The sequence below is a fragment of the Streptomyces sp. NPDC003284 genome (genome assembly GCF_053589675.1).
In genome coordinates this window covers 34,371-61,340 of record NZ_JBSFSI010000024.1, presented here as the reverse complement: position 1 = coordinate 61,340, position 26,970 = coordinate 34,371, and the positions used below count along the sequence as shown (strand labels likewise).

At 72.4% G+C, this 26,970-nt stretch carries 25 protein-coding genes; 10 read left to right on the top strand and 15 right to left on the bottom strand.

The window, feature by feature from the left end; translation table 11 throughout:
* Window positions 1-4: 4 nt before the first annotated feature.
* The gene (locus ACWDYF_RS32840) at window positions 5-1,180 is read right to left on the bottom strand and encodes an MFS transporter (RefSeq protein ID WP_389474114.1); all 1,176 of its coding nucleotides are present in this window, start codon (window positions 1,178-1,180) and stop codon (window positions 5-7) included.
* A gap of 554 nt (window positions 1,181-1,734) precedes the next feature.
* Here ACWDYF_RS32840 and ACWDYF_RS32835 point away from each other — a divergent pair.
* From ACWDYF_RS32835 to ACWDYF_RS32815, 5 genes are all read left to right on the top strand, one after another.
* Window positions 1,735-3,576: a sensor histidine kinase gene (locus ACWDYF_RS32835; RefSeq protein WP_389474032.1), complete on the top strand. Its 1,842-nt coding sequence runs from the start codon at window positions 1,735-1,737 to the stop codon at window positions 3,574-3,576.
* Between the two features lie 226 nt (window positions 3,577-3,802).
* Window positions 3,803-4,222, top strand: coding sequence for a roadblock/LC7 domain-containing protein (locus tag ACWDYF_RS32830; RefSeq protein WP_037873192.1), 420 nt, complete (start codon window positions 3,803-3,805; stop codon window positions 4,220-4,222).
* Window positions 4,219-4,575 (top strand): DUF742 domain-containing protein, encoded by a 357-nt coding sequence (locus ACWDYF_RS32825; protein ID WP_389474034.1) that lies wholly within the window; start codon window positions 4,219-4,221, stop codon window positions 4,573-4,575. The genes ACWDYF_RS32830 and ACWDYF_RS32825 overlap by 4 nt, the downstream gene beginning before the upstream one ends.
* Window positions 4,556-5,206 carry a GTP-binding protein gene (locus ACWDYF_RS32820; protein ID WP_389474037.1) on the top strand — a complete coding sequence of 217 codons (651 nt, stop codon included), beginning with the start codon at window positions 4,556-4,558 and terminating at the stop codon, window positions 5,204-5,206. Before ACWDYF_RS32825 ends, ACWDYF_RS32820 begins: the two co-directional genes overlap by 20 nt.
* Window positions 5,203-6,465 carry a cytochrome P450 gene (locus tag ACWDYF_RS32815; RefSeq protein WP_389474040.1) on the top strand — a complete coding sequence of 421 codons (1,263 nt, stop codon included), beginning with the start codon at window positions 5,203-5,205 and terminating at the stop codon, window positions 6,463-6,465. Before ACWDYF_RS32820 ends, ACWDYF_RS32815 begins: the two co-directional genes overlap by 4 nt.
* Before the next feature lie 137 nt (window positions 6,466-6,602).
* On the opposite strand, the gene ACWDYF_RS32810 is transcribed toward ACWDYF_RS32815, so the two are convergent.
* Window positions 6,603-7,829 (bottom strand): cytochrome P450, encoded by a 1,227-nt coding sequence (locus ACWDYF_RS32810; RefSeq protein WP_381736942.1) that lies wholly within the window; start codon window positions 7,827-7,829, stop codon window positions 6,603-6,605.
* Between the two features lie 267 nt (window positions 7,830-8,096).
* Here ACWDYF_RS32810 and ACWDYF_RS32805 point away from each other — a divergent pair, with 267 nt between their 5' ends.
* Entirely contained in the window at window positions 8,097-9,431 is a 1,335-nt protein-coding gene (locus ACWDYF_RS32805; RefSeq protein WP_389474044.1) for a M64 family metallopeptidase, read from the top strand.
* A gap of 129 nt (window positions 9,432-9,560) precedes the next feature.
* Complete coding sequence (locus ACWDYF_RS32800) at window positions 9,561-10,133, top strand: cysteine hydrolase family protein (protein WP_389474045.1); 573 nt, start codon at window positions 9,561-9,563, stop codon at window positions 10,131-10,133.
* Window positions 10,134-10,140: 7 nt separating this feature from the next.
* On the opposite strand, the gene ACWDYF_RS32795 is transcribed toward ACWDYF_RS32800, so the two are convergent.
* Window positions 10,141-11,130, bottom strand: coding sequence for a L,D-transpeptidase (locus ACWDYF_RS32795; protein ID WP_389474047.1), 990 nt, complete (start codon window positions 11,128-11,130; stop codon window positions 10,141-10,143).
* A 364-nt stretch (window positions 11,131-11,494) separates the two neighbouring features.
* Between ACWDYF_RS32795 and ACWDYF_RS32790 the strand changes: the two genes are divergently transcribed.
* Window positions 11,495-13,168, top strand: a complete 1,674-nt coding sequence (locus tag ACWDYF_RS32790) for a beta-1,3-glucanase family protein (protein ID WP_389474049.1) — start codon at window positions 11,495-11,497, stop codon at window positions 13,166-13,168.
* Between the two features lie 116 nt (window positions 13,169-13,284).
* On the top strand, window positions 13,285-13,869 hold the full coding sequence (locus ACWDYF_RS32785; protein ID WP_389474051.1) for a lysozyme family protein: 585 nt from the start codon (window positions 13,285-13,287) through the stop codon (window positions 13,867-13,869).
* A gap of 125 nt (window positions 13,870-13,994) precedes the next feature.
* Here the strand turns inward: ACWDYF_RS32785 and ACWDYF_RS32780 are convergent, their stop codons facing one another.
* The 10 genes from ACWDYF_RS32780 to ACWDYF_RS32735 all read right to left on the bottom strand — a co-directional run bounded on the left by ACWDYF_RS32780 (window position 13,995) and on the right by ACWDYF_RS32735 (window position 24,801).
* Window positions 13,995-14,546 (bottom strand): GNAT family N-acetyltransferase, encoded by a 552-nt coding sequence (locus ACWDYF_RS32780; RefSeq protein ID WP_389474053.1) that lies wholly within the window; start codon window positions 14,544-14,546, stop codon window positions 13,995-13,997.
* An 87-nt stretch (window positions 14,547-14,633) separates the two neighbouring features.
* On the bottom strand, window positions 14,634-15,023 hold the full coding sequence (locus ACWDYF_RS32775) for a nuclear transport factor 2 family protein (protein ID WP_389474055.1): 390 nt from the start codon (window positions 15,021-15,023) through the stop codon (window positions 14,634-14,636).
* Window positions 15,024-15,051: 28 nt separating this feature from the next.
* A complete protein-coding gene (locus ACWDYF_RS32770) occupies window positions 15,052-16,500 on the bottom strand; it encodes an aldehyde dehydrogenase family protein (protein WP_389474057.1) in 1,449 nt (482 codons plus the stop codon).
* A gap of 66 nt (window positions 16,501-16,566) precedes the next feature.
* Window positions 16,567-17,163 carry a TetR/AcrR family transcriptional regulator gene (locus ACWDYF_RS32765; protein WP_381736951.1) on the bottom strand — a complete coding sequence of 199 codons (597 nt, stop codon included), beginning with the start codon at window positions 17,161-17,163 and terminating at the stop codon, window positions 16,567-16,569.
* A gap of 8 nt (window positions 17,164-17,171) precedes the next feature.
* On the bottom strand, window positions 17,172-18,023 hold the full coding sequence (locus tag ACWDYF_RS32760) for an ATP-binding cassette domain-containing protein (protein WP_389474059.1): 852 nt from the start codon (window positions 18,021-18,023) through the stop codon (window positions 17,172-17,174).
* Window positions 18,020-19,810 carry a dipeptide/oligopeptide/nickel ABC transporter permease/ATP-binding protein gene (locus ACWDYF_RS32755; RefSeq protein WP_389474061.1) on the bottom strand — a complete coding sequence of 597 codons (1,791 nt, stop codon included), beginning with the start codon at window positions 19,808-19,810 and terminating at the stop codon, window positions 18,020-18,022. The genes ACWDYF_RS32760 and ACWDYF_RS32755 overlap by 4 nt, the downstream gene beginning before the upstream one ends.
* Window positions 19,807-20,748 (bottom strand): ABC transporter permease, encoded by a 942-nt coding sequence (locus ACWDYF_RS32750; protein WP_381736953.1) that lies wholly within the window; start codon window positions 20,746-20,748, stop codon window positions 19,807-19,809. The genes ACWDYF_RS32755 and ACWDYF_RS32750 overlap by 4 nt, the downstream gene beginning before the upstream one ends.
* A gap of 252 nt (window positions 20,749-21,000) precedes the next feature.
* Window positions 21,001-22,512 carry an ABC transporter substrate-binding protein gene (locus ACWDYF_RS32745; RefSeq protein WP_381736954.1) on the bottom strand — a complete coding sequence of 504 codons (1,512 nt, stop codon included), beginning with the start codon at window positions 22,510-22,512 and terminating at the stop codon, window positions 21,001-21,003.
* Between the two features lie 262 nt (window positions 22,513-22,774).
* On the bottom strand, window positions 22,775-23,764 hold the full coding sequence (locus tag ACWDYF_RS32740) for a methyltransferase (protein WP_018566091.1): 990 nt from the start codon (window positions 23,762-23,764) through the stop codon (window positions 22,775-22,777).
* Window positions 23,765-23,832: 68 nt separating this feature from the next.
* Window positions 23,833-24,801, bottom strand: coding sequence for an aldo/keto reductase (locus tag ACWDYF_RS32735; RefSeq protein WP_026252252.1), 969 nt, complete (start codon window positions 24,799-24,801; stop codon window positions 23,833-23,835).
* A gap of 92 nt (window positions 24,802-24,893) precedes the next feature.
* Here ACWDYF_RS32735 and ACWDYF_RS32730 point away from each other — a divergent pair, with 92 nt between their 5' ends.
* Complete coding sequence (locus tag ACWDYF_RS32730) at window positions 24,894-25,634, top strand: SDR family NAD(P)-dependent oxidoreductase (protein ID WP_389474064.1); 741 nt, start codon at window positions 24,894-24,896, stop codon at window positions 25,632-25,634.
* 201 nt (window positions 25,635-25,835) lie between these two features.
* Here the strand turns inward: ACWDYF_RS32730 and ACWDYF_RS32725 are convergent, their stop codons facing one another.
* Both ACWDYF_RS32725 and ACWDYF_RS32720 read right to left on the bottom strand, forming a co-directional pair.
* Complete coding sequence (locus ACWDYF_RS32725) at window positions 25,836-26,186, bottom strand: hypothetical protein (protein WP_381736957.1); 351 nt, start codon at window positions 26,184-26,186, stop codon at window positions 25,836-25,838.
* Window positions 26,183-26,695, bottom strand: a complete 513-nt coding sequence (locus ACWDYF_RS32720; RefSeq protein WP_389474067.1) for a DUF6232 family protein — start codon at window positions 26,693-26,695, stop codon at window positions 26,183-26,185. The genes ACWDYF_RS32725 and ACWDYF_RS32720 overlap by 4 nt, the downstream gene beginning before the upstream one ends.
* Between the last annotated feature and the right edge of the window lie 275 nt (window positions 26,696-26,970).

Below are 26,970 nucleotides of genomic sequence, written 5' to 3'. Positions count from 1 at the left end.
CCGGTCACCGTGGGGCCGCTCCGGGGGCTGGTCCGGCGGGTTCACCGGGGTCCGGTTCGTGCGCCGGTTCGTGCGCCGGTTCGCGCAGCGCGGTGGAGAGCAGGATGGCGAGGACCGGGACGGCGGCGAGGACCACGAGCGCGCCGCGCGGTCCGTGGTGGCTCGCGACCAGGCCCAGCAGGGGCATGAAGAGTCCGCCGGCGCTCACGGCCAGGCCGAGGGTGACACCGGCCGCGGTCCCCGGGCGGCTGGGCAGGTAGTCCTGGCCCAGCTTGATGAGCACCGCGAACGGGATGTTCGAGACGAGACCGACGAGCAGGGCCAGCGGGAGGGCCGCGTACTTGTCGTCGCAGGCCAGCATGGCCCACAGGGCGGGCAGCATGGCGGCGTTCCCGATCTGCACGGTCCGGACCATGCCGATCCGGTCGGCGAGCCGTCCGCCGAGCAGGGTGCCGAGCACACCGCCGCCGAGTTCCAGGGTCAGGGCGGTCCCGCCGAGTCCGCTGCCCGCGCCGAGGTGGCGGATCCAGTACAGCGAGATGAAGGTGTTCAGACCGGTCGAGATCGTGGACCGGGCGACCTCGACCGCGGTCAGCGCGGCGAAGCGTCCCGGCTGGTCCTTGCCGTGCGGCCCGGCCTTGCGCACCGCGGTGTCCGCCGTGCGGGTGTGGTGGCGCAGCAGGACGAAGCCCATGAGGACGGCGGGCGGGATGAACAGCGCGGTCGCGCCGATCCCGAGCCGGTCCAGGGCCGGGGTCACCAGGGCCGGTCCGACGAAGAAGCCGACGCTTCCGCCGGCCGCGAAGTAGCTCATCGCGGTGGCGCTGCCGCCTGCCGCCCGGCGGGCGTCGCGTCCGGCTGGCGGGTGGAACATCGCGATGCCGACCCCGGCGAGCAGCAGCAGCGCGAACACCACCGGGTAGGCGGGCGCCAGACCGGACAGTCCCGCTCCGACGCCCGCCAGGCTGATCCCGAGCGGTGCCATCCAGCGGAGCCGGTGGCGGTCGGCCAGCAGGCCGATCGGCACCTGGGGCAGCGCGCTGCCCAGCGTCGCGGCCAGCGCGAGCCCGGAGGCCTCGACATAGCTGAAGTGCCGTTCCAGCACGAAGTAGGGGACGGCGGCGGGCACGAGGCCCTGATAGAAGTCGTCGACGGCGTGGGCCGTGGCCCACACCCTCATCCGGCGCCAGTGTCCGGGCGGGTCGCCGACGCCGCGGGAGCGGGTCGTTTCCTGGGTCGAAGTCACAGGACCACGATGGTGAACCGGGGGCAGGCGCGCTTCCCATATTCTGCCCATCGATGCCGGAGAACCGCCGGACGGCGTCACCGGCCGCCACATCCGGCCCGGGAACGAGGCGATCGGTCAGGGGCGGGACGGTGCTTGGCTGGAAACCAGGCGTCCGTGTGAGGGGACGGGACCTCGAAAACCTCGCATCCCAGCACATTGTGAGGGTGCGTCAGCCGGACGACCCCGGGTCCGTGCATGTCAGCCGGGTCCGGATCCGGCCGCCCCCTCTATCACGCCGACGGAAACGGAACGGCGAGTTCGCGACGAAGTCGGGCCGACGAGGGACTGTACGGCTGGACCGAACGTCTCCTGCGGTCAGGATGGCTAACATGAACCGGAGTCCGGTCGGAAGATCGTCCTCCTCTTGGGGCGTGTCGCGACGACCTGCGGCCGTAGTCCACGGGCCGCACCGTTTCTCCCCCACTCACGGACCGAGGGACCGCGGAATGCCAGTGCCTGCACCGCCCAGCCAGCACCGATCGGCGAAGGAGCCGCACACTTCACCGGCCGTCCCCGTGGCCGTGACGGCGGTGAGCGCCGTGGCGGCCGGTGCGGCGGTCGCCCTGGCACCGGGCGGCGTCCGCGCCTGGACCCTGGGCGTGGCGGTGACCGGCTGGGTCTGTGTGACCGTGGCCGTGCTCGTCGGCACCCGGCTGGCGCGCCGGGCCCGCCGCTCGGCCGCCGCGCAGGAGACCGAGGCGGGCAGGCTCCGGGCCCAGCTCGCGCACCACTCCGCTCAGACCGCGCACCTGGTCAATGTCACGCTCCCCGCCGTGGCCGTCCGGGTGCGGGGCGGCGCGAGCGCGGCGGAGGCGCTGCGGGACGTACCGCCCCCGGGCGACGCGCAGTTGGGCGGGCTCGCGCAGGCGTTCGCCGCCACGGTCGAGGAGGGCGCACGGCAGACGGCGCTCCTGGACGGCGAGCGCCGGCAGGCCCGGCACGAAGTGGGCGCTGTCATGACCGAGTTGGAGCGGCTGACACGGGAGACGCTGCCGGCCGCGGTCGCCCGGCTGGGCGAGGGCGAGTCCGCCGACACGGTGCTCGCCGAACTCGACCTGCCGCGACTGCCCGCCGTCCGCACGCTCGCCGAGTCGTTCGTCCGTGAACTCGCCCGCAGCGAGAGGCGCGTGGCCGCGGCGCAGGCCGCCTCCGCGAAGGCGCTCAGCCGGGTCCAGGCCAAGACCGTCGGCATGCTCGCCGATCTGCGGGACATGCAGGAACGACACAGCGAAGAGGTGTTCGGGGACCTGCTGAAGCTGGACCACAACACCTCCCAGCTCGGTCTGCTGACCGACCGGCTGGCGCTGCTGATGGGCGGCCGGTCCAGCCGCGCCTGGAACAAGCCGATCGTGATGGAGAGCGTCCTGCGCGGCGCGGTGGGCCGGATCGCCGCCTACCGCCGGGTGCGCCTGCACTGCTCCGCGACCGCCGCGATCTCCGGCTTCGCCGCCGAGGGCGTCATGCATCTGCTCGCCGAACTGATGGACAACGCCGCGAACTTCTCCCCGCCCATCGACGAGGTGCACGTCTACGTCGAGGAGCGCAGCGCCGGGCTCGTGGTCACCATCGAGGACAGCGGTCTGAAGATGGCGGACGCGGCGATGCGCCGGGCCGAGGAGGCGGTGTCCGGCCGGATGAGCGACCTGGCCTCGCTCCAGGGCACCCGGCTCGGCCTCATCGTGGTGGGGCGGCTCGCGCTGAAGTACGGCATCAGCGTCAACTACCGGCCCTCCTCACGCGGCGGCACCGGTGTCGTCGTCCTGCTGCCCCCGCAACTCCTCGCCCAGCAGCGCGAACCCGCGCCGCGCGAGCCGGTCCGCCCGCCGGTCACCGCCATCGCGCCCGCCGGGGGCGCCGCGCCCGCCGCCACGCGCACGGCCGTCCCGGCGCCCGCACCCGCTCCCGACCTCGACGCGCTCCCCAGGCAGCCGCAGGCCCCCGCCCCGGCGGTGCGCCCCGCCCTCGCGGCGCGGCCCGCCGACCGGTCCGACCCCCATGAGCCGGGGCGGCACCGGCGCCCCGCCGGGGCGACCCCGAACGGCCTGCCGGTGCGCAGCCCCGGCCGGACCATGGCGGAGGCCGAGCGGGAGCGCGAGCAGCGCCGGTCGCCGTCACAGGCGTCACAAGCGGCGCAGGACGGCCGTCCGGAGTCCCGTTCCGAGCGCCCGCCGGGGCAGGACGCGGGTGCGCGATTCGGTGCCTTCCACCGCGGGCGCCAGTCCGCGGGCGGCGCCACGCGACCGGACGGCGAGGACCGGCCCGGTTCCCGGCCGCCGACCGCGTCCTAGCCCGGCGCGCGACCCCGGCCACGTCCCTCCCCGCTCCGCGGGCGCCCCCGCGCGCCCGGCCCGTATCCCCGCCGCCCCTTCCGCCTCTTCCGCCTCTTCCGCCCCTCCGCTTCCGCGCCCCACGCGGGGCTCCCGGCGCCCACCTCCCCGTCGAGTTCATGAGACATGAGATTGGAGGAACGGGCCGGTGACCGGCCAGCCGGGCACCACCGTCCCGACACCCGTCATGCAGACCACCGACAACAGCCTCACCTGGCTCCTCCAGAGCCTCCTGGAGCGCACCCCCGGCACCCGGCACGCGCTGGTCCTGTCCCGGGACGGACTGAAACTGTGCTGGACCGAGCATCTGACCCTCGACCAGGCCGACCAGATGTCGGCGATCTGCTCCGGCATCCAGGCGCTCGCCCAGGGCGCGTCCGCGGAGTTCGGCGACGGCAGCGGCGGGGTGCGCCACTCCATGACGGCGTTCCACGGCGGGCTGCTGTTCATCGTGGAGGCCGGGGAGGGCGCGCACCTCGCCGTCGTCGCCCAGGAGGACGCCGATCCGGGCGTGGTGGGCCACCAGATGACGGAGCTGGTCGAACAGATCGGCGACCATCTGCGCGCGGAGCCCCGACAGCCCGTCCGAGGGAGCGGTGCCTCATGACGCGCAAGCCCGTGGACATCGGCGACCCCGACCGCCTCTACACGGTCACGGGCGGGCGCAGCCGTGCAGGCGACTCCTTCGACCTGGTCACGCTCGTGGTCAGCGAGTGCCGTCCGGCGGCGGGGATGCAGTCGGAGCATGTCCGGATCCTGGAACTGTGCGCCCACCCGACGGCCGTGGTCGAGATCGCGGCCGAGCTGAGACTGCCGATCACCGTGGTGCGGATCCTGCTCGGCGACCTGCTCGACACCGGCCGGATCACCGCCCGGCACCCGCGCGCGGCGCCCTCCGTCGCCTCGCTCCCCGATTCCGCCCTTCTCAAGGAGGTGCTCCATGGGCTCCGCAACCTCTGAGACGTCCGACGCGTCCGTATCGCCTCGGACCTTTGAGCCGCCCTCCCACCGCACACCGCTGGCCGACACCGCGGAGACCGGCCTGAAGATCGTCGTCGTGGGCGGGTTCGGTGTCGGCAAGACGACCCTGGTCCGCTCGGTGAGCGAGATCCGGCCGCTGAACACCGAGGAGGTGATGACGCAGGCCGGTGTCGGGGTCGACGAGATCGGCGCGGTGTCGGCGAAGACGACGACCACGGTGGCGTTCGACTTCGGACGCATCAGCCTCAGCGAGCGCATGGTGCTGTACCTGTTCGGCGCGCCGGGGCAGGAGCGGTTCTGGTTCCTGTGGGACCGGCTGTTCTCGGGCACGCTGGGCGCGGTGGTCCTCGTGGACACCCGGCGGATGGACGACTCCTGGTACGCGATAGACCGGCTGGAGCACCACCGGACGCCGTTCGTGGTCGCCGTCAACCGGTTCGACGACGCCACCCATCACTCGCTGGACGAGATCCGCCAGGCGCTCGCCCTGCCCGAGCGGGTGCCGATGATCGACTGCGACGCACGGGTCCGGCAGTCCGGCAAGGACGTGCTCATCACCCTCGTGGACCACCTCTACGACATCGCCATGGCCCAGGAGACGACACCGTGACCGACACCGGTACCCCTTCCGCCCATCCGGCTCCGCCGGGCTGCCCGGCCCACGAGGACGCGGTCCCGCTGGCCGGTCTCGAGTACCAGCAGACGCCGTCGCAGCTCTACCGCGAACTGCGCCGGGAGCACGGGCCGGTCGCGCCGGTGCTGCTCGACGGGGGCATCCCGGCCTGGCTGGTGCTGGGCTATCCCGAGGTCACGTACGTGACCCGGCACGACGAGCTGTTCGCCCGCGACTCGCGGCGGTGGAACCAGTGGGCGAACATCCCGCCGGACTGGCCGCTGCTGCCGTTCGTCGGGTACCAGCCGTCGGTGCTGTTCACCGAGGGCGAGGAGCACCGGCGGCGGGCCGGTGTGATCACCCACGCGCTGGAGGGCGTCGACCAGTTCGGGCTGGCCCGCGACTGCCGCCTGATCGCGGACCGGCTCATCGCCGGCTTCGCGGGCAGCGGGCAGGCCGAGCTGATGACGGGCTACGCGCACGCGCTGCCCATGCGGGCCGTGGTGCAGATGTGCGGGATGCCGACCGCGGGCGCGGACACCCAGCAGCTCGTCGACGACCTGCGAATCTCGCTGGACGCGGCCGAGGGCGACGACCCGGTGGCGGCGTACGGCCGGGTGGGCGAGCGGCTGCGGCAGCTGGTGAAGGACAAGCGGGCCGATCCCGGTCCGGACGTCACCTCGCGCATGCTGCTGCACCCGGCGGAGCTGACGGACGAGGAGATCGTCCAGGACCTGATCTCGGTGATCGCCGCCGCGCAGCAGCCGACGGCGAACTGGATCTGCAACACGCTGCGGCTGCTGCTGACCGACGAGCGGTTCGCGGTGAACGTCTCGGGCGGCCGCCTCAGCGTGGGCGAGGCGCTCAACGAGGCGCTGTGGCTGGACACTCCGACGCAGAACTTCATCGGGCGCTGGGCCGTACGCGACACCCAGCTGGGCGGGCGGCACATCCGGGCGGGCGACTGCGTGGTGCTGGGTCTCGCCGCGGCCAACACCGATCCGCAGATCTGGCCGGAGTCGCATGTGGGTGCGGAGAACTCCGCGCATCTGTCGTTCAGTCACGGCGAGCACCGCTGCCCGTATCCGGCGCCGCTGCTGGCGGACGTGATGGCGCGTACGGCCGTCGAGACGCTGCTGGAGCAACTGCCGGACCTGGTGCTCGCGGTGGAGCCCGGGGAACTGCGCTGGCGTCCGTCGATCTGGATGCGGGGGCTGGTGTCGCTTCTGGTGGCGTTCACACCGGTGGTGAGGTAGCCGGACCGTGAGGTAGGCGGGCCGGTGCGGTACGGCCCGTGGTGCGCCGATCCGGTCCGGTGCTGTGGTGCGGCGAAGTGGCGCGGTGCGGGCCCGTGGTGCGGTCGCCGGGCCCGCCGCTCCGGCCGGGAGGCGGCTCAGCCGCCCACGGGGGTGAAACGCACCGGCAGGGACTGCGGCCCGCGGGTGAAGACACCCTGTTCGGCCGGGTCGAAGCCGTCGGCCAGGCGCATGTCGGGCATCGCGTCGAGGAGTTGGTTCACACCGGTCTCGACCTCGGCCCTGGCGAGCAGCGCGCCGACGCAGAAGTGCCGGCCGAGCGCGAAGGCGAGGTGGTCGGCGGCCGCGGAGAACGCGGTCGTCGTGGTGAGGTCGTCGCGCAGGATGTCGAAGCGGTCGGGGTCACGGTAGCGGTTGTCGTCGCGGTTGGCGGCGCCTATCAGGCAGGTGACGGTGGCGCCGGGGGGCACGGTGCCGCCGCTGAGCCGCACCTCGGTGGCGGACTGCCGCATGATCATGTGGACGGGCGGGGTGTAGCGCAGCGTCTCGGCGAAGGCCCGCGGGATCAGAGCGCGGTCCGCGCGGACGGCGGCGAGCTGGTCGGGGTGGCTCAGCAGGTTGGCGAAGATGCTGGCGATGGCCTTGTCGGTGGTCTCGCCGCCGGCGGCGAGCAGCAGGCTGCAGAACGCCTTGATGTCCTCGTCGCTCATCCGTACGCCGTCCACCTCGGCGGCGCACAGCGTGGACAGCAGGTCCTCGCCCAGGTCGTCGCGGCGCGCGCGGATGACCGGCAGCATGTACTCGGCGAACTCCACCCGGGTCCGCTCGCCCGCCGCGGTCACCTCGGGATCGCCGGAGAGGTTGCCGAGGAAGGCGATGACGGCCGTGTACCAGCGGTGGAAGCGCGCGTGGTCGGCCTTGTCGAGGCCGAGCATGTCGGCGATCACGTTGACCGGGAAGCGGGTGGCGTAGTCGCCGACGAGATCGGCGGACCCGGTGTGCCGGAACGCGTCGATCAGTTCGCGGGAGTTGCGCTCGATGACGGGCAGGAACTTCTCCTGGAGGTCGCTGCCGCGGAAGGCGGGGGCGACCAGGGCGCGGCGCACGGCGTGTTCCCGCCCACTGAGCTGGAGGATCGTGGTGCCGTGCACGGGCTCGATCTGCCAGTTGTAGTTGTCCGTGGTGAACTCGTTGTTCTTGTCCTTGAAGACGCGTTCGACGTCCTCGTAGCGCGAGACGATGTAACTGCGGGTGGCCTCGTGCCAGATGAGGGGCGCGGTGTCACGCATCGCACGGTAGGCCGGATAGGGGTCCTTCGCGAACTCCGGCGAGAGGATGTCGGGCACCTGCTGCGCGGTGGACATGATGCTCCCTCAGATAAGGAACCGGCTGTTCCTCCCAGGCTATTGATCATCTGTCCGGGGGGACACCCCCGGAGCGGGCGCGGTCGCTCCGGACACCGCCGTTGGCCGAAAAGTGCCCCAACCGCTCGCCCCGGCCGGACGGTTCGCGTACGACGAGCACGGCGGCGGCGCGGAGACTCTGGCGTACCGACGCGCGAACCCCTAAGTTAATCCCTGCTTTAACTCCATTTACTTCATGGGTTAATCGGGAACTCCAGTGAGGTCGCCGTGCCGCATCGCAGGAAGCCGTATCCGCGTTGGACCGCCGCCGTCGTGGCCGCCCTGGTGAGCGCGGCCGCGCTGGTCGTGGGGGTGGACCCGCCCCCCGCCGGGGCCGCGACCGGTTCCGCCGGGCACCGCCAGAACGTCGAGTACTTCCCCGATCCCTGGTCCGCCCCGCGTCAGGTGACGGTGACCACGGACACCGCCGGCACCACGGCCCCGCACGCCCGCACCGCGTCGCCCGCGGCCGGTGCCGCGCCCACCGTGCGCGCCCTCCAGCAGACCGGGCCGGTCTCCGGCCGGCTCGACCTCGTGGTGCTCGGCGACGGCTACACGGCCGCCCAGCAGGACGACTTCACCGCGGACGCCGAGGACAAGCTCGACCAGATCTTCCGGATCGAGCCGTACCGCAGTTACCGCGGCCTGTTCAACATCTGGCTCGTCGACACCCCCTCCCCCGAGTCCGGCGTCTCCGGCGATCCGACGGCGGACGTCAGGCGGACCACGGCCCTCGGCTCCTACTTCTTCTGCGACGGCCTGGAACGCCTGCTGTGCATCGACCCGGACAGCGTCACCCGCTACGCCGCCGCGGCCCCCGCCGCGGACATCGTCTTCGTCATCGCCAACTCCGCCAAGTACGGCGGCGCGGGCTACTCCGCCGTCGACCTGCCGCCGGGCACGCCCTTCCACGGCGTGGCGACGATGTCGTCCGACAACGACCGCTCCTACCTCATCGGCGCCCACGAACTGGGGCATTCCATAGGGCACTTGGCCGACGAGTACCAGTACGCCGGATACGGCCCCTACCCCTCGGCCGACGAGCCGGACGCCGCCAACCTGACCCTGCGACGCGATCCGGCCGCCGCGAAGTGGCACCGCTGGCTCGGCGCCCAGGACCCGACCGGCTGGGCCGTGGGCACCTACGAGGGCGGCGGCTACTACGAGACGGGCGTCTACCGTCCCACCGAGACGTCCCTCATGCGCGACCTGTCCTCGACCGACTTCAACGTCGTGGGCCGCGAGGCGATGATCGCCGGTTTCTACGCGGACGCCGACGCCCTGACCTCGCCGCTCGACACCGCGCGCCCGATCGCCTCCGCCCGGAACATCACGGTGCGGCTCGCCCCGCTCACCGGTCTCGCCCGGCTGCGCCTGGACTGGTACGTCGACGGGAGGCGGATACCGTGGGCCGCCGGACGGATGACGGTGACCCCGCGCGAGCTGGCCGGCCGTCGCTCCGCCCACCGCGTCACGGCGGTGGTGAGCGACCGCACCGGCGCCGTACGGGACCCCCGGGTCCGGCAGGCTGCGTCCAACTCCCTTACCTGGACGGTGCGATGAGGTGACATGGCCCCGTCCGCGCCTGCGGGCCGTGAGCCGCCGCCCGTCGGCGGCTCACGCCGGACCCGCGCGGGGACCGGAGGGGCCGGCCCGCTACGATGCCGGACCGGCCCCGACCCTGGAGATGCCATGAAAAGCGCCCTGCTCGTGATGGACGTCCAGCGGTCCGTCGTGGACCTCACCGACGCCGGACCCGAGTTCCTGCACCGGGTGCGCAGGGCCATGGACGGCGCTCGGAGCGCGGGCATCCCCGTGATCCATGTGACCATCGCCCTGCGACCGGGCTTCCCTGAGGTCGGCACGCACAACAGGGCGCTCAGCGCCATCGCGCGGGCCGGGCTCTACGTCGAGGGCGCCGCCGGTACCGAGATCCACCCCGAGGTCGCTCCCCTGCCGGGCGAGGTGGTGGTCACCAAGCGGCGGGCGAGCGCCTTCTCGGGGAGCGACCTCGATGTGGTGCTGCGGGCACGCGGCATCGACAGCCTGGTGCTGACCGGCATCGCCACCGGCGCCGTGGTGCTGTCCACCCTGTGCCAGGCCAACGACCTGGACTTCGGCCTCACCGTCCTCGCCGACGCGTGCCTGGACCCCGATCCCGAGGTGCACCGGGTCCTCACCGAGCGACTGTTCCCGCAGTGGGCGCGGGTCCTCGGCGTCGACGACTGGGCCGACGGCCTCACGGCTCGTCGGGACACGCCCTAGCCGCGCCTCACAGCGCCGCGGTCGTGCCCTCGCCCGACGCGCTGCCCGTGAGCCACTGGTCCCAGCCGAGGTTGAAGTCGGCGTAGCCGTTGTCCGGGTCCGCCTTGGCCCGGGGCGAGCCGGTGATGGTCACGGGGTCGCCCTGCTTGACCTGTCCGTAGAACCACTCGGCGTCGGACAGGGAGAGGTGGACGCAGCCGTGCGAGCCGCGGGCGCTGCCGCTGCCCGGGTTCGGGTCGCCGGTCGAGTAGTGCACGTAGGTGCCGGACTGGGTGAGGTGGATGTCCCAGGGCAGCGTCAGGTCGTAGTAGTCGGGAGCGCCCTTGGTGCAGCTGATGCCCACGCTGCATGAGGTCATGTGGACCGTCTTCTCCTTGTCGATGACGGCCATGGTGCCGTTCCAGGTCGGGTACTGGGCGCTGCCCGCGTTGATGGACAGGGTGCGCACCGCCTGGCCGTTGCGGGTCACCTTCAGGGTGTGGCCGCGCACCGAGACATCGGCGCGCACATCGTCGCCGACCTTGAAGGTGTGCGTGTACTCGCGCACGCCGTAGCGCCCGTTGCCGTTGGCGACGCCCCGCATGTCGACGTCCACCTTGACCTCGGTGCCGGACGGCCAGTAGTCCTTGGGCCGCCAGTCGGCGCGCTTGTCGCCGAACCAGTGCCAGGCGCCGGTCACCGGCCGGGAGGCGCTCACCTTCATGTGCTTCTCGACCGTGGCCCGCGCCTTGGCCGCCACCGGGTTGCTGAAGACCACCGAGACGGGCATGGCGACACCGACGGTGGCCTTCGACTGCGGCATGATCGTGTCCAGCAGCATCGGCGGCCCCGCGGGCTTCGTCGGCGACGGCGAGGCGGTCGCGCTCGGCTTCGCCGGGGCCTTCGCGTCGTCCCCGCCCGCCCGGTCGCTGCCGCCGTCGTGGCCGCAGGCGCTCACGCCCACCAGTATCGCGCCCGTGACGAGTGCGATCCGTATGCCACCCCTGCGCCGTCCCATGACCTGCCCCACTCTCTCAACTCTCGCGCCCCGAGGGGCTCACTCCCCTGTCAGACGGCCCGTCGCGGCCGCCGGGTTCCGGGTACCTCGCAAAGTGTCTCCCAAGACTCCTGCGGCGTTCTTCTCGGGGGGCTCCCGGCCACCGGGCCACGGCGGGCGGCGTCCCGGTGCCGAGCGGACAGCGGCGGCCCGAGCCACGGACGGGACGAACCGGACCGGGACCTCCGGTCGTCCAACCCCCCTTTCCCGCACGCCCCTTGACCCGCAGATTGGCACAGTCCAATAGTGGTCCCGTAGTGGTACCGCTCCCACTCTCCCCTGTCTCCCCGAGGCGACCACCCCCACACCCATCCCGGAGGCCGTTGTGCTCTCCCGCCGTGCCCTTCTCGCCACCGCAGCGGCCACCGCGGCCGCCCTCCCCCTGACGGCCGCCGGTACCGCCGCGGCCCGCTCCGCTCCGCGTGCCCTCGCCGCGGCGCTCCCCGTCGCGCTCGCCAACAACTCGGGCGGCTCCGCGCCGGTCTACGCCTACATCTCCGGTGCCGACACCGCCGGCTGGCCCGGCTTCGTCACCGCGGACGGTGTCTTCCACCGGCTGCCGAGCCCGTCCTCGGTACTGACCCCGATACCCGACTACGCGATCCCGCTGGGCGCCTCGGGGTCGGCACCGACCCGGCTGACGCTCCGCGACTACGTGATCGGCGGCCGGGTCTGGTTCTCGGCCGGCCGCAAGATCCAGTTCTTCGTCAACCCGCCCGGGGGCAACGGCGGCGTGCCCGGCCTGGTGCAGCCCGGTTTCACCGGCACCGACCCCAACTGGACCACGAGCTGGACGTTCTGCGAGTTCACCTACAACTCGGCGAACCTGTACGCCAACATCAGCTACGTCGACATGGTCGCCCTGCCCGTCTCGATGGCCACCACCGGGGCCGCCGGGAACCAGTCGGTGCCCGCGCTGCCCTCGGGTGCCCTGGCCTCGATCGCCTCCGGGCTGCGGGACCAGCACGCGGCGGACGGCGCGCCCTGGGACCAGCTGGTGGCGACCGACTCCGCGGGCACGGTCCTGCGCGTCCTGGCGCCCTCGCACGCGCCGGTCGACTTCGGCGCGTACTGGAGGCCTTACCTGGACCGGGTGTGGGACTACTACCGCACCCACACCCTCACCGTGGACGGTCAGGGCTCGATCGGCGCGTACTCCGGGACCGTCAGCGGTGACGTGCTCACCTTCGCCGGGCTCAACACCAACGGGGTGCCCTTCACCAAGCCCTCCGCCGCCGACATCTTCGGCTGCGCGAGCGGCCCGCTGTACAACTCCGGCGCCGACGCGCGCTCCGCCGTCGCCGCCCGTCTCGCCGCCGCCCTCAACCGCTCCAGCCTGCTGGTCTCCGGCGGCGCGTCGCAGCCCAGCGGGGTCACCCCCGCCCAGTACTACACGGAGTCGGTCACCAACCACTACGCCCGGCTGGTGCACCGGTACGCGAGCATCGGCTACGCCTTCCCGTACGACGACGTCGGTCCCACCGGCTCCGCCCCGGTCGACGGGCACCTCCAGGATCCGGCGCCCGCCTCCTGGACGGTCACCCTCGGACCGGGCGGCGGCGGGACGACCCCGCCGGGCGGAGGCGGCACGAGCGCCTACTCCACCGTCCAGGCCGAGGACCACAGCGCGCAGAGCGGCACGCAGACGGAGGCGTGCTCCGACACCGGCGGCGGCCGTGACGTCGGGTATCTCGCCGCCGGGGACTGGCTGAAGTACGCGTCGCTGGACTTCGGCCCGGCCGCCCCGGCGCAGTTCCTCGCCCGGGTCGCCTCCGGGGTGGGCGCCGGTGTCAGCGGCGCGATCCGGGTGCGGGTGGACAGCGTCACCGGGCCGCAGATCGCCGAGATCGACCTCGGGGACACGGGCGGCTGGCAGAGCTGGCGCACCGTCCCGGCCAACGTCACCCGGGCCGTGACCGGCGTCCACGACGTCTATCTGACGTTCGAGGAGAGCACCGTCGAGTTCGTCAACGTCAACTGGTTCACCTTCACCCGCTGACCGTCGCCCGGCCGTCCGCCCGGCGGCAGCCGTCGGATTGAGGCCGTGGGGCGGGGGCACGTGCTCCTGCACACGGCGGTCGCCGCGGCGGCCGGGACGAGGAAGGACGGGACAGGATGAGCGAGGGACCGCGAGCGGCGCGGGAGCAGGGAACGGGGCCCGGCCCCGAGGACGGCGTACCCACCCCGCCGCTGCGGCCCGGCGGCTACGAGCCCGCCGACTACGCCGCCACCGTGGTGCGCAGCGCGCGGCAGGCGGGCATCTCACCGGTGCTGCTGATGGCCGTGCTGCACAACGAGGCGTACAAGCCGCACCATCCCCTGCTCGAACGGGTCTGGCAGTGGTGGAAGCGCGACGCGTCGTTCGGTGTCGGCAACATGCACCGGGCGACGTTCGAGAAGGTCCGGCGGGCGCACGCGCTGACGGGCCGCTGGCAGGACCTCCGGGACGACCCCGCCTTCGCCGTCCACGCCGCGGCCCTCCACCTCAGGGACCTCGACCGGGTCCTGCCGCAGCGGTACGCGCGCCGCTACCGGCGCGACGAACTGCTCGCCCTCGGCTACAACGCGGGCGAACGCAATATGCGGGCCTTCGCCCGGGGCGTGCCGCCGGGCCCGATGGCGCGGTCCTACCTCCGCCGTCTGCGGGAGCACTGGCCGCGGGCCGCCGGGGCGGTGGCGGAGCCGGACGGGGAGCACTGAGCGAGCGGGCGCGGCCCCAGACGGCACGGCCCCGGTACGGACGGCACGGCTCCGGTCCGGCCGGGACCGGCGTTCCCGGCTCGCCGGGGCCAAGCCCCGGTCCGTGGCCAGGACGGGGAAGGTGCTCAGCGTCCGGCGGGCCGGGGCGCCGGTTTCCAGTCCCGGGCGAGGAGTCCGAGCAGCACCTCGTCCAGGAACTCGCCCATCACCCAGGCCGAGGAGCGCAGCACGCCCTCGCGGACGAAGCCGTTGCGCTCGGCCGCGCGCAGCATCGCGTCGTTGTCCGCCAGGGTCTCGATCTGGAGCCGGTGCAGGCCGCGCACGACGAACCCGTAGTGGCACAGCACCGCGACCACGTCGGTGCCGTAGCCCTTGCCGCGGGACGCGGGCAGCAGCGCGAGTCCGATGTGCGCGGTGCGGTTGTGGGTGTCGATGCCCCACAGCGTCGCGGTGCCGACCAGGGTGCCGCCGTCCAGTTCGATCACGGAGAACGGGACGTGCTTCTGCTCCGTGCCGTCCACCACGAGCCGCGGGTCCTTGGTGCCGGGTGACAGCGGCCGCCACGGACCGCCCTCGGCCCGTGAGGCGTTGACCACGTCGTCGTACAGCTCGGTCCGCAGGACCGGTATGTCGTCCTCGTGCCGGGCCCGCAGCCCGACCTTGCCGCCCTTCAGCATGCGAGCTTCCTATCCGACCGGGCCGGACGGCGGCAACCCCTTACTCGTGGTGATCGCCCGCCGACCGTGCCGGGCGAGCGGGGTGGGTCACTCCGCCGGGCCCGCCGTGCGGAAGAACGTCTTCGACGCGATCCGCCACTGTCCGTCCTCGCGGACCAGGGAGAAGTGGTCGGTGAAGTCCTCGCCCTGGTAGCCGCGTTCGTCGAGCACGGCCACCGCCACCTCGCCGCTCACCTCGATCGAGCGGATGTCGTAGGTGTACGTCCGGGTCCAGGCGCGCTCGCCCGAGTCGGCCGCGACGACCTGGCAGAACGCCCCGATCGGGGCGGACACCAGTTCCCGGCCGAGGTAGCCCCACATGTACGCCTCGGGCCGGAAGGCTTCGCGTACGGCCTGCGGGTCCCCGGCGCACACCGCCGAGACATACGCTTCCACGGCTGCCCGGACACCGTCGTGCGCGGTGGTGGAGTCGGTCATGCGGTCTTCCTCTCGGGTGGCGGGTGTGTCAGCCATGGTGGATCCACACACCCTTCGTCTCGGTGAACACGTCCAGCGCGTGGGAGCCCATCTCGCGGCCCCAGCCGCTGGAGCCGAAGCCGCCCCAGGGTGCCGCCGGGTCCGGGACCGGGGGCATGTTGACGAACACCGCGCCCGCGCGGACGTCCCCGGCCAGCCGGTGGGCGGTGGACAGGTCCCGGGTCCACACCGCGGCGGCCAGGCCGTAGCGGGTGTCGTTGGCGCGTGCCGCCAGTTCCTCCTCGTCCTCGTAGGTGAGCACGGGCAGTACGGGACCGAAGATCTCCTGCCGGGCCACGGCCATGTCGTCGCGTACCGAGGCGAAGACGGTGGGCCGGTAGAAGTTGCCGTGCTCCAGGGGGCCGTCGGCGCGCTCGCCGCCGGTGACCACCTCGGCGCCGGCGGCGACGCCCTTCTTGACCATGGTGTCCACCCGCCGCAGGTGCTCCTCGGTCACCAGCGGCCCCAGCTGGGTGTCCGGGGACATGCCGGGCCCCAGGCGCAGCGCGGCGACGGCGGCGGCGAGCTTCTCGGTGAACTCCTGGGCGCGGCGGTGGTCCACGTAGAAGCGGGAGTAGGCGGCGCAGACCTGGCCGCTGTTGAGCAGCGCGCCCTGGACGTTGCCCTGGACGGCGGCGTCGATGTCGGCGTCGCGGGCGATGATGCTGGGTGCCTTGCCGCCCAGTTCCAGGGTGACCCGCTTCAGGTCGTTCGCCGAGGCGCGGACGATCTCCTGTCCCACCTCGGTGGAGCCGGTGAAGGAGACCTTGTCCACGCCGGGGTGGGCCACGAGGGCCCGGCCGGTGGCGGGACCGCCGGTGAGCAGGTTGACCGTGCCCGGGGGCAGTCCGGCCTCCGCGCAGAGCCGCACCAGATGCAGGGCGGTCAGCGGGGTCTGTTCGGCCGGTTTGAGGACGACGGTGTTGCCGCAGGCCAGCGCGGGGGCCAGCTTCCACGCGGCGATCATCAGCGGGAAGTTCCAGGGGGTGATGAGCGCGCAGACGCCCACCGGTTCGCGGCGGGTGAAGTGCAGGGTGCCGGGGAAGGAGACCGGGCTGACCGCGCCCTGGATCTTGGTGACCCAGCCGGCGTAGTAGCGGAAGTGCTCGGCCGCCCCGGCGACGCTCACCCCGCGGGCGACCTGGAGCGGCTGCCCCTGGTCGCGGGTCTCCAGCTCGGCGAGCAACTCGGCGTCGCGCTCGATGAGTTCGGCGACGCGCCACAGCAGTCTCGCGCGGTCCGCCGCGGTGAGCGCGGCCCACGCGGGGTCGGTCAGCGCCCGCGCGGCGGCGGCGACGGCGGCGTCCACCTCCGGCTGTCCGGCCTGGGCGCAGGTGCCCAGGGCCGTCCCGGTGGCCGGGTCATGGGTGGTGAACTCCGCGCCGTCCGCGGCGGCCGTCCACTCCCCGTCGATGTAGAGCTGGCCTCGCACATTCATGAACGATCCTTTTCTGGGCGGTGCGTACGGGGGTGCGGGGCGCGGCGGGCTCCGCACCCCCGTGGGTCAGTCGCCGGTGATGTTCCGCATCAACCGGTCGACGTGGGCGCGGTGTTCGGGGACGAGTGCGCCGTCGGGGAACATCAGGGCGGTGACGTTGGCCCCGATGGTCATGCCGATGACCTCCCCGGCGAGACCGGTCACGGCCGGGTCGTCGGGCGGCTCTCCCCGGCCGCGTGCCGCGGCGATGCGGGCGGCGAGCAGCCGACGCCACCGGCGCAGGTGGTCGCGGTACAGCTCGGCGAGTTCCTCGTTGGCGACCGAGTGCTCCCACAGGGCGAGCAGCACACGGGCGCCGTCGATGCGGTACCGGTCGAGCGGCAGGGTCGCCTCGATGTCGTGGCGCAGTGCCTCCTCGGGGTCGGGGGCCGGTTCGCCGGCTTCTGTCATCCGTTCGTTCATCTCCGCGAGCACGCTCTGGAAGGTGGCCGCGACGATGCTGTCCTTGCTGGGGAAGTAGCGTTTGAGCGCGCCGTTGGCGAAGCCCGCCTCGGCGACGATGCTCCTCATCGTCGCGGCCTCGAACCCGCCCTGGACGATGAGCTTCCTGGCGACCGCGACGATCTCGCGCCGCCGCTGGTCATGATCGATGATCTTCGGCATGGTCGCGCCTACGGTACGGGTGAGGTGCTCACCGCCCGCAGTCCGAGCCAGCTTCTCCTGCGCTCGGCCTGCCGGGCCGGGTCGGCCACCGGGGAGGCCAGCAGCAGTCGGCGGGTGTAGGGGTGTCCGGGGTCGCGGGTGACGGTCTCGTTGGGTCCGGACTCCACGCACTCTCCCTGGTACATGACCGAGACCCGGTGGCAGATGCGCCGGACCACACCCAGGTCGTGGGAGACGAACAGATAGGAGACGCCGGTCTCGCGCTGGATGTCGATGAACAGGTCGATCACCGCCGCCTGGGTGGTCAGGTCGAGCGCGCTGACCGGTTCGTCGCAGACGATCAGGCGCGGGCGGCGCACCAGCGCGCGGGCGATGGCGACGCGCTGGCGCTGGCCGCCGGAGAACTCGCTGGGGTAGCGCGTGACGGTGTCCGCGGGCAGGCGTACGTGGTCGAGCATCTCGGCCACCGCCTTGCGTGCCTCGGCGCGGCCGGTGCCGGACGCGGTGAGGGGTTCGGCGAGGATCTGGCCGACGGTGAGGGTGGGGTCCAGTGAGCCGTAGGGGTCCTGGAAGACGACCTGGAGGTCGGCGGCCAGGCGGCGCCGTTCGGCTCCCTTGGCGTGGGTGATGTCGCGGCCGTCGAAGCGGATGGTGCCGGAGGTGACCGGGGCGAGGCCGAGGATGGCCTTGCCGAGGGTCGACTTGCCCGAGCCGCTCTCGCCGACCAGGCCGACGCACTCGCCCGCGCCGATCTTCATGGAGATGCCCTTGAGCGCCCGGAACGTGCTGCGTCCGCGGCGGTAGTCGACGATGACGTCGTCCACTTCGAGCAGCGCGTCCCCGTGGGTGTCCGTGGTCATGAGTGCACCGTCCGTCCGGCCGTGTTCCAGGCCGCGTCCAGGTCGGCGCGGCTCTCGGTGTCGTCCTGCGAGGCGCGGATGAGTTCCGCGGTGTACGGGTCGCCGGGGTCGCCGAAGATCTGCTCGACCGGGCCGGTCTCGATGATCCGGCCGTCCTTCATGACGGCGACGCGGTCGCAGATGTCGGCGACCACACCGAAGTTGTGGGTGACGATGACCAGGGCCATTCCGTACTCCGCCTGCAACTCGCGCAGCAGTTCCAGGACTTCTGCCTGGACGGTGACGTCCAGGGCGGTGGTCGGTTCGTCGGCGACCAGCAGGCCGGGGTTGCCGGAGACCGCGCCCGCGATGAGGACGCGCTGCGCCATGCCGCCGGAGATCTGGTGCGGGTAGGAGGCCAGCACCCGGTCGGGGTCGGTGATGCCGACGCGTTCGAGGATCGCGCGGGCCCGCTCCCCCGCCTCGGCCTTGGACAGCCCGTGCACCGCGCGCAGGGGTTCGGTCAGCTGGTGGCCGATGGTGTAGCAGGGGTCGAGGTTGCTCATCGGCTCCTGGGGCACGTAGCCGATGCGGGTGCCGAGCAGGGCGTGGCGCTTGGCGCGCGGGAGCGAGCCGGCCTCGCTGCCGCCGACCCAGATGCCGTCGGCGGTGGCGGTGCCGTCGGCCGGGAGCAGGTCCAGCGCGGAGAAGACGGTCTGCGACTTGCCCGAGCCGGACTCGCCGACGATGCCGAGCACTTCGCCGGGTGCGACGTCCAGGCTCACGCCGTGCACGACCTGCTTGTCGCCGTGCGGGGTGCGGTAGCTGACGCGGAGGTTCTCGATCCTGAGCGCGCTGTCCGCCGCCGAGTGCAGCAACTCGCCGGTGGCGCCGCCCTCCTGGCGGGGCGCCGCGGCCGCACGGGAGCGCCGGGGGGCCGGTGCGGTGCGCGAGTTCACCAGGTCGGCGAGGGTGGAGCCCATGAAGGCGAGGGCGGCGATGGTGATGCCGAGGGCGGCCGAGGGCCACAGCAGGATGAGCGGGTGGGTCAGCATGGTGCGGAACCCGTCGTTCATCATCTGGCCCCAGTCGGGGTTCGACGCGGTGCCGATGCCGAGGAACTGCAATCCGGTCTGTAGCCCCATGGCGATGCCGGCGGTCAGCGCGGACTGGATGATGACGGGTGCGTAGACGGCCCGCAGCATGTGGGCGCGCAGGATCTGGGTGTGGGTGAGGCCCGCGACCCGGGCCGCGTCGATGTACGGCTCCTTGCGCACGGCGAGCGCCCTGGAGCGGGAGATGCGGTAGTAGCCGGGTGCCATGAAGGCGCCGACGGTGATCATCAGCACGGTGAAGTCGGCGCCGGTGCCCGCGGCGACGATGAGCAGGACGATCATGCCGGGCACGGACTGCGCGGCGTCGCTGATCCAGGAGAAGATCCGGTCGGCCGGGCCGCCGAAGTACCCGGCGGCCACGCCCGCGGGGACACCGAGCAGGGCTCCGGCGAGGCAGGCGACGGCGGCGCCGTACAGCGTGGTGCGCGCGCCGTACAGGAGCCGGCTGAAGATGTCGCGGCCTGCGGAGTCGCCGCCCATCAGGTGGCCGTGGCCGGGTGGGGCCTGGGTGAGGTTGAAGTCGACGAAGTTGGGGTCGTGCGGGGCGAGCAGCGGCGCGAACAGGCCCACGAGGACGACGAGGAGGAAGACGGCGAGCGCGGCGACGCCGACGGGGCGGCGCAGATAGCGCGACCAGAGGCGCTGTCTGGCCTGGACGGGTTCGGGTGTGGCGGGGAACGCGGCTTCGGTCATTTCTCGCGCACCTTCGGGTTGACCCACCCGAGCACGAGGTCGAGCAGGAAGTTGACGACGACGACGAAGACGACCGTGACGACGGTCAGTCCGAGCAGCACCGGGATGTCGCCGATCTGGCTGGCCGACTGGGTGAGGCTGCCGATGCCCGGGAGGTTGAAGACGATCTCGACGACGATGGCGCCGCCGAGCAGTCCGACGAACATCACGGCGAGGACGGTGAGCGCGGCGGGCGAGGCGTTGCGCAGCACATGCAGGGTGACGCGCCGCGAGGACAGGCCGCGGGCCCTGAGAGTGCGGATGAAGTCCTGGTGGGTGACCTCCAGGAAGCCGTTGCGCAGTTGTTCGGCGATCATCACGATCGCGCCGAGGGCCAGGGCGATGGACGGCAGGGTGATGGAGCGCAGCCATTCGGTGCCGGAGTGCGCGAGGGGGACGTAGCCGACGGCGGGGAACCAGCGCAGCTTGATGGCGAAGGTCAGGACGAGGATGAGGCTGACCCAGAAGCCCGGGAGGGCGAACAGCACGACGGAGGCGACCTTGAGGACGCGGGCGAGGACGCCGCGGGGGCGCAGTCCGGTGGCGATGCCGACGGCCAGGCCGATGAGGGCGGCCAGGACGGTGGCGGCGATGACGACGGACAGGGTGACCGGGACACGGATGGAGATCTGGTCGGAGACCGGCTGGAAGTTGCGCCAGGAGGTGCCGAAGTCGCCGTGCAGCGCGTGGGAGAACCAGTCCCAGAACTGGACGAGCAGGGGCCGGTCCAGGCCGAGCTGATGGCGCAGCGCGGCCCGCTGGACGGGGGTGGCGCTGTCGCCGAGGAGGGCGGCGGTGGGGTCGCCGATGGCCAGATGTGCCAGGAAGAAGGAGGCCGAGGTGACGACCACCAGGAGGACGGCTCCTGAGAGCAGGCGCCGCAAGGTGAATTTGATCATGTGGGACCCCTCTGGGCGCGGCGGCCGGCTGTCGGGGCGGGCCGCCGCCGGGACGGGAGCTAGGGTCTTTCGTCTGGATCAGGCCGGGGCAGGGAGCGGGGTCTGGTGGTGGGGGCACCTTCCACGCTGTTCAGGCGGTGGGGGAGGATCGCGAGGCGGAGGCGGGCGGTATGGCGGAGCCACGGCAACCGACGGCGACGCGGTGAGGACGGTGCCAGGGCACGCGAGCCCGGCATGACCCGACGAGCGGCCCTAGCCGCGCTGGATGAACCGCAGGGTCGGGAACATCATGCCGGTGATGGGGGTCACCGTGATTCCCTTCATGCTGAAGTAGGTGTTGTTCGCCTGGTACCAGACGTCCTGCCAGGCCGTGTCGGTGACCTTGGCGTCCAGTTCGCGGATCAGCGCGGTCTGCCGGTCGCCGGTGGCCGCCTGGATCCTGCCGAGCAGCGACTGGATCTCGGGGAACGCCTCGGTGGAGGGGTTCGGGTTGAACCACTGGCGGGAGGCGATCCGGCCGTCCACCGACGCCGCCGAGTTGGAGTCGAGGGCCACGACCGCCACGAACATCGGGAAGGTGGAGGCGTTCTTCTGGTAGTCGGCCGGTGACATGTTCTTCCAGGTCACCTTGATGCCGAGCTGGCCGAGAATCTGCTGTACGGCGGGCTGCCAGGCCTGGAAGATCGACGACATCGGCATCGTGACCCGGAAGCCGTCGGGGTAGCCGGCCTCGGCCAGCAGCCGCTTGGCCTTGTCCATGTCGAACGGGTAGCGGTCGTTGAGCGAGGCGTCGTAGGCGGGGTCGCCCGCCGGGAACACCTGGTTGGTGGCCACGCCGGAGCCCTGTCCGACGGACTTGAGGATGGCCGCGCCGTCGAAGGCGTGGTTGATGGCCTGGCGCACCCGGACGTCGCCGAGCGGCTTGAGCTGCTTGCCGGTGCGGTCGGTGAACTGGATGCCGACCCAGGTGGCGACCTTCGAGGCGACGTTCCAGCCGTTGCGCTCGGCGTACGGGATGTCGGCCGCGTTGGCGTAGTTGACGTCGAGCTGGCCGGAGAGCATGGCGTTGAAGCTGGCGGTCGGGTCGGCGATCGGGAACACCTTCACCGTGCGGTACGGGTAGGTGGCGCGGTCCCAGTGCCGGGGCTTCTCGGTGAACACGTACTGCGATCCGGGTGTGGACTCGCCGGCCCGGAAGGTGTACGGGCCGGAGCCGACCGGTGCGGCGGTGAGGCTCTTGGCCTTGATGGCGGCGGGTGAGGCCATCCAGCTGCGGCCCAGGCCCATGTAGTAGAGCAGCGAGTCGTTCTTCTTCTTGAGGTGGAGGGCGATGGTGTCCGGGTCCACCTCGGTGACGCTCGTGACGTCGGCGTACGTCTGGCCGGAGCGGACCCCGGACTTGAGGTGCTCCAGGTTCTGCACCGCGGCCGCCGCGTCGAAGCGCTGCCCGTCGCTGAAGGAGACCCCGGTGCGCAGGTGCATGGTGAGGGTCAGGTAGTCCGGGGAGTAGGACCACGACGTGGCGAGTGCGGGGACGGGGCGGGAGTTCTTGTCCAGGGCGACCAGCGGGTCGTAGACGGCGGACAGGTAGGGACCGTCGAAGCCGATGTCGGCGTTGGCCGGGTCCCAGGACGTGACGTCCAGGAGCGTGCCGATCCTGAGTTGGTCCGTCGATGTGCTGCCGGACGTGGCGGCGGCGTTCGTGCAGGCGGCGAGCGCGAGCGCGACGACCGCGACAAGTGCGGCTCTCCAGATCCTCTGCATGGAATCTTCTCTCGGGTAAGAGGGGCGCTGATGCCAGATCGAGCCGGGAGAGGATCGCCGGTTCTCGTCGCCGTCGCAGCGCTCGGCCCATCGATCGACGAGAGCGGGTGCGCGGGCCAGTGTTCCCCCGCACGCCACCTCACGTGTCGTGGCCGTTAGTCTACGGATGTCGGCTAAAAAGACAATGGCCCCGTCGCAGCCGATTGGCGAGCGAGGGGGCCATGTCGTGGCCGGAGGGTCAGGCCGGGGGTGTCACCGCAGGTCAGACAGCTTCCGCGACGACCACACGGGGGCTTCCGGGCAGCGCCAGAACCTCCCGCGGACGCCAGCCGGCGGCCGTCAGCCACTCCTCCACCTCGGACGCCGGGTACACCACCGTGCCGTCGATGACGAAGTACTCCCCGGCGTGCAGCGCGTCGATGGAGCGCTGGCGCTCGTCGTCGTCCAGCAGGAAGTCCAGCAGGAGCAGGGTGGCCCCGGGCGCCGCGGCGGCGCGCGCGGCGGTGAGGATCGCCCGGTTCTGCTCCGCGGTGAAGCGGTGGATGACGTGGTTGACCATGACGAGATCGTGCTCCCCGCCGGGGTCGGCCGTGTCGGTCGGCGCCGGTTCGACCGTCGCCCGGTCGGCGACGCCCGCGGCGGCCAGCGCCCCGGTGACGGCGTCGGTGGAGGCCGGGTCGAAGACGAAGCGGGCCGTGAGACCGGGGTTGGCCTTCAGGGCGCCGATGGCGAAGTCGGGCGAGAGACCGCCGAGGTCGAGCAGGCTGCGGAAGGGGGTGAAGTCGAAGGAGCGGGCGAGCATGGCGGCGTGCAGGGTGTTGTAGCGCATGACCCCGGCCATGAACGCCTTCCACCGGTCGTCGTCCATCTTCAGCTCGCCGGGCTCGGTGGTGTCGACGGTGGTGTCGAACTGGAGCCAGTGGCCGTAGCTGATCTCGTTCAGGAAGGCGAGGAAGGGGTGCAGGTCGAGGTCGCCGTCGCCGGTCAGGTACGCGGCGGCGTCCGGGGCGAGCCGGTAGCGGCCGTCGCGGCGCTCCAGCAGCCCCAGGCCGTTCATGGCGTCGGCGAGGATCCGCGCCATCCGCTCGCTCAGGCCGGTGGCCGAGGCCAGCGCCGGTATGTCGCGCTCACCGTCGGCGAGGGCGCGGAAGAGACCGGTGCGCGCCGCGGCGAAGAGCTGCTTGGCGCCCATGTAGCCGGTGGCGATACCGACGATGCGGTCGGGCGTGGCCGGTGTGCCGGATGCGGTCATGGTGTTCTCCTGAGGGTGTGGTGCGGCTGTCGGGGGTGGGGCCGTGCGGTGGCCGGTGCCGGCCGGTGTCACCAGGTGCCGTCCGCGGCGACGTCGCGGTCGAGCCAGAGGTCGGCGGTGGCCCGGCGCAGGGCCTGCGCGCCCACCCGGTCGAGCAGGGCCAGCGCGCCGACGTTGTCCTCCAGCTGGCTCTGCCGGGAGACGCCGACCAGGACGTTGGCGGTGGCGGGGTTGGCCAGGCAGAAGGCGATGCCGAGCTGGGCGGGCGAGGCGCCGAACTCGTCGGCCAGGCGGCGCACCGTGCCGTAGGAGGCGGCGACGCGTTCGCGGATGCCGCCGACATCGGCGCCGATCTTGCGGTCCGGGATCAGCTTGCCCGCCAGCATGCCGCCCTCCAGCACGTCGGAGGCCTGGAGGGCGATCTCCCCGGACGCGAACAGCGGCGCGTAGTAGCCGCCCTCCGCCATGGACCGGCGGACCAGGCCGTACTTCAGCTGGGCGAACGAGGGCGGTACGAGTCCTCGTGCGCGGGCGACGTCGATCGCCCGGCGCAGGTCGTCGTAGCGCCAGTTGTTGACACCCCAGGTGTCGAAGCGGCCCGCCTCGATCTGCTCGGCGACATCGGTGACCACGCGTTCGACGTCGAGTTCGCCGAAGTAGTCGCCGACGACGACCGAGTCGGCCCGCTCGGTGCCGACGCGTTCGAGGGAGGTCTCCAGCTGCCGGGTGAACCCGGTGGCGGGGTAGTCCCAGAGCCAGAGTTTTCCGCAGAAGTGCCAGTCGGCGCGGGCGAGCCCGGCCTCCCGTACGGCCCGCCCGAAGATCAGGTCGGTGCGGGCGTTCTCCGCGTGCGGGCCCATGTTGTAGTGCGCGACGTCGAAGAAGGCGCAGCCGAGTTCCGCGGCCCGTGCGATCAGCGCCACGGCGTCGTCGAACTCCATGCGGTCCCAGGTGTTCCACGATCCCAGGGCCAGCACCGGAACCTCGGGTCCACCCGGTCCGAGCCGGCGGCGGGGAACGGTCTTCGCAGCACTCAAAGTTCCTCCCGGAAGCCTCGGGTTTTTCGTCTACAACCGTATACTATACGGCCGACGCCGTGACGCGGGTCACGCTGTGAGGAGAGTGGACGATGAAGAAGACACGCACCGTGCTCGTCACCGGTGGGGCGGGCGGGATCGGCCGGGGCGTCGCCGCGGCCTTCGCCGCCACGGGCGACACCGTGGTCGTCGCCGACCGGGACGCGGAGCGCGTCACGCGGACAGCCGCGGAACTCGGCGTCCACGGCCGGGTGCTCGACATCACCGACGCGGCCGCGATCAGCCGTGAACTCGACGCGATCGAGGCCGAGTCGGGCCCGGTCGAGGTCCTGGTGAACAACGCCGGGCTGCTCACCGTGCACGGCGCGCTCCTGGAGCTGCCCGGCTCCGACCTCGACACGATCCTGCGGACCAATGTGCTCGGTACGTTCCTGATGACCCAGCATGTCGCCCGGCGGATGGTCGGCGCGGGCGTCGCCGGGGCGATCGTCAACATCTCCTCGATCGGCGGCCGCCAGCCCACACCCGGCATGGGCGGCTACGAGAGCAGCAAGGCGGCGGTGGACGCGCTCACCCGGTGGGCGGCGATCGAGCTGGCCGAGCACGGGATCCGCGTCAACGCGGTGGCGCCCGGCCCGGTCCTGACCGAGATGCTGGCCACGGGGATGCCCGAGGGGTCGCCGCAGCGCCAGGCGTGGGAGAGCCGCATCCCGCTGCGCAGGCTCGCGGCGGTCGACGACGTCGCCGCCGCCGCGGTCTTCCTCGCCGGTGACTCCGCCACCCACATCACCGGCACCAGCCTGCCGGTGGACGGCGGGCAGCTCCTCACCTGAAGGGCGGCGCGGGCCCCGGCCGGATGCCCGCGCCCTCGGCGGAGGCGAACGCCGAGGCCGCGAGGCCGCCCGCACCGGGGCGGCGGGCGGTGAGGCACTCCGGGCCGGGACGCCGCGGGAACCCGGCCGCTGTCGCGGGGCCCGGGTCCGCTGTTCCGCCCACGGCGTGGGCCGGACCGTGTCCGCCCCGGGGCGGGCCCGTCAGCTCAGCAGCGCGAGCAGCCGTCCCAGCGCCTCCATGACGGGCCTGCCCACCTCGCCCACGGTCGCCGCGATCTGCGAGACATGCGCCAGGATCATGCCGCGCTCGCGCAGGGCGGTCCGGTCGGGGGTGAGCGCGGGCAGCGCGTCGTCCACGGTCCGGGCCTGCTCCGCGGTGAGCACCGGGCGCAGGTCGCCGAGGAGGCGGGTGAGGTCCGTCACGGCGGCCCGGAGCCGGGCGTCCTGGGCGGTGCCGTCGTTATGGACGACGGTGCCGTGGTTGATGCCGACGACCTTCTCGCCGCCGTTCACGTTGACGACTTCTCCGTAGTAGTTCGACGTGTCGCTCACAGTTTGATCCCCGTGTTTCCCCTGCCGCCGTTCATGTTGACGACGGAACCGAAGTTGTTCGTGGTGTTGTACTGCTCCAGGACGGCGGAGAACTCGTACTCCGGGTGGTCGATCGCGTACACGACCTGACCGGCGATCGCCCGCAGTTCATCCATGGTCGGCAGGGTCAGGACCACCCGGGAACCGCTGTTCAGCTCGACGACCAGCACCGGCTTCCTCGACGAGAGCAGGACGGCGCAGACAACGACCAGGGCGGCCAGGAGCAGGACGCCCGGGGCGGGGCCGCCGCCCCCGCCTCCCCCCTCCGTGGAGTCGAGCCGCTCGGACACGAAGAAGGCGATCCCCGTCAGCAGCAGGAGGTAGAGGCCGGCCTTGCCCCAGGCGGGCTTCAGCCTGAACACCTCGACCCAGCTGACATTGCGCACCGGAACCGCCGCCGACCCCACCCACAGGATCTTCCGCCGGACCCGGAGTTCCAGCGGCTTTCCCCTGCGTGGAGGCAGCGGCATCGGCGGTATCTGCGGCGGCCGGGACGGTGGCCGGGGCGGACGCTGCGGCGGAGGCCCGGGAGGTGGTACGCCGGTGTCGCCCGTGTGATCCATGGTCCCCCCGTGCTGTCGTCACCACCACCCGCGCAGTGCACGGCGCGGGAGCATCATTAAGCCTGTGCGGCTCGTGGGACGGCAGGCGAGATACGGCCAATGTCCTCGCCCCTCGCCGAGTTTCCGGTCGAAGCGCTCCCGGACGCACGCAAGGGCCCGGCCCCCTACGGAACCGGGCCCGG

Bases quoted from the DNA above. Each gene is read 5' to 3' on its own strand.
- ACWDYF_RS32765 (WP_381736951.1), bottom strand. From the start codon at position 17,163: ATGCCGAAGATCATCGATCATGACCAGCGGCGGCGCGAGATCGTCGCG.
- ACWDYF_RS32740 (WP_018566091.1), bottom strand. From the start codon at position 23,764: ATGACCGCATCCGGCACACCGGCCACGCCCGACCGCATCGTCGGTATC.
- ACWDYF_RS32810 (WP_381736942.1), bottom strand. From the start codon at position 7,829: ATGTCCACCGCGCAGCAGGTGCCCGACATCCTCTCGCCGGAGTTCGCG.
- ACWDYF_RS32775 (WP_389474055.1), bottom strand. From the start codon at position 15,023: ATGACCGACTCCACCACCGCGCACGACGGTGTCCGGGCAGCCGTGGAA.
- ACWDYF_RS32830 (WP_037873192.1), top strand. From the start codon at position 3,803: ATGCAGACCACCGACAACAGCCTCACCTGGCTCCTCCAGAGCCTCCTG.
- ACWDYF_RS32720 (WP_389474067.1), bottom strand. From the start codon at position 26,695: ATGCCGCTGCCTCCACGCAGGGGAAAGCCGCTGGAACTCCGGGTCCGG.
- ACWDYF_RS32795 (WP_389474047.1), bottom strand. From the start codon at position 11,130: ATGGGACGGCGCAGGGGTGGCATACGGATCGCACTCGTCACGGGCGCG.
- ACWDYF_RS32780 (WP_389474053.1), bottom strand. From the start codon at position 14,546: ATGCTGAAGGGCGGCAAGGTCGGGCTGCGGGCCCGGCACGAGGACGAC.
- ACWDYF_RS32755 (WP_389474061.1), bottom strand. From the start codon at position 19,810: ATGACCGAAGCCGCGTTCCCCGCCACACCCGAACCCGTCCAGGCCAGA.
- ACWDYF_RS32730 (WP_389474064.1), top strand. From the start codon at position 24,894: ATGAAGAAGACACGCACCGTGCTCGTCACCGGTGGGGCGGGCGGGATC.
- ACWDYF_RS32820 (WP_389474037.1), top strand. From the start codon at position 4,556: ATGGGCTCCGCAACCTCTGAGACGTCCGACGCGTCCGTATCGCCTCGG.
- ACWDYF_RS32750 (WP_381736953.1), bottom strand. From the start codon at position 20,748: ATGATCAAATTCACCTTGCGGCGCCTGCTCTCAGGAGCCGTCCTCCTG.
- ACWDYF_RS32745 (WP_381736954.1), bottom strand. From the start codon at position 22,512: ATGCAGAGGATCTGGAGAGCCGCACTTGTCGCGGTCGTCGCGCTCGCG.
- ACWDYF_RS32840 (WP_389474114.1), bottom strand. From the start codon at position 1,180: ATGAGGGTGTGGGCCACGGCCCACGCCGTCGACGACTTCTATCAGGGC.
- ACWDYF_RS32800 (WP_389474045.1), top strand. From the start codon at position 9,561: ATGAAAAGCGCCCTGCTCGTGATGGACGTCCAGCGGTCCGTCGTGGAC.
- ACWDYF_RS32835 (WP_389474032.1), top strand. From the start codon at position 1,735: ATGCCAGTGCCTGCACCGCCCAGCCAGCACCGATCGGCGAAGGAGCCG.
- ACWDYF_RS32785 (WP_389474051.1), top strand. From the start codon at position 13,285: ATGAGCGAGGGACCGCGAGCGGCGCGGGAGCAGGGAACGGGGCCCGGC.
- ACWDYF_RS32825 (WP_389474034.1), top strand. From the start codon at position 4,219: ATGACGCGCAAGCCCGTGGACATCGGCGACCCCGACCGCCTCTACACG.
- ACWDYF_RS32770 (WP_389474057.1), bottom strand. From the start codon at position 16,500: ATGAATGTGCGAGGCCAGCTCTACATCGACGGGGAGTGGACGGCCGCC.
- ACWDYF_RS32760 (WP_389474059.1), bottom strand. From the start codon at position 18,023: ATGACCACGGACACCCACGGGGACGCGCTGCTCGAAGTGGACGACGTC.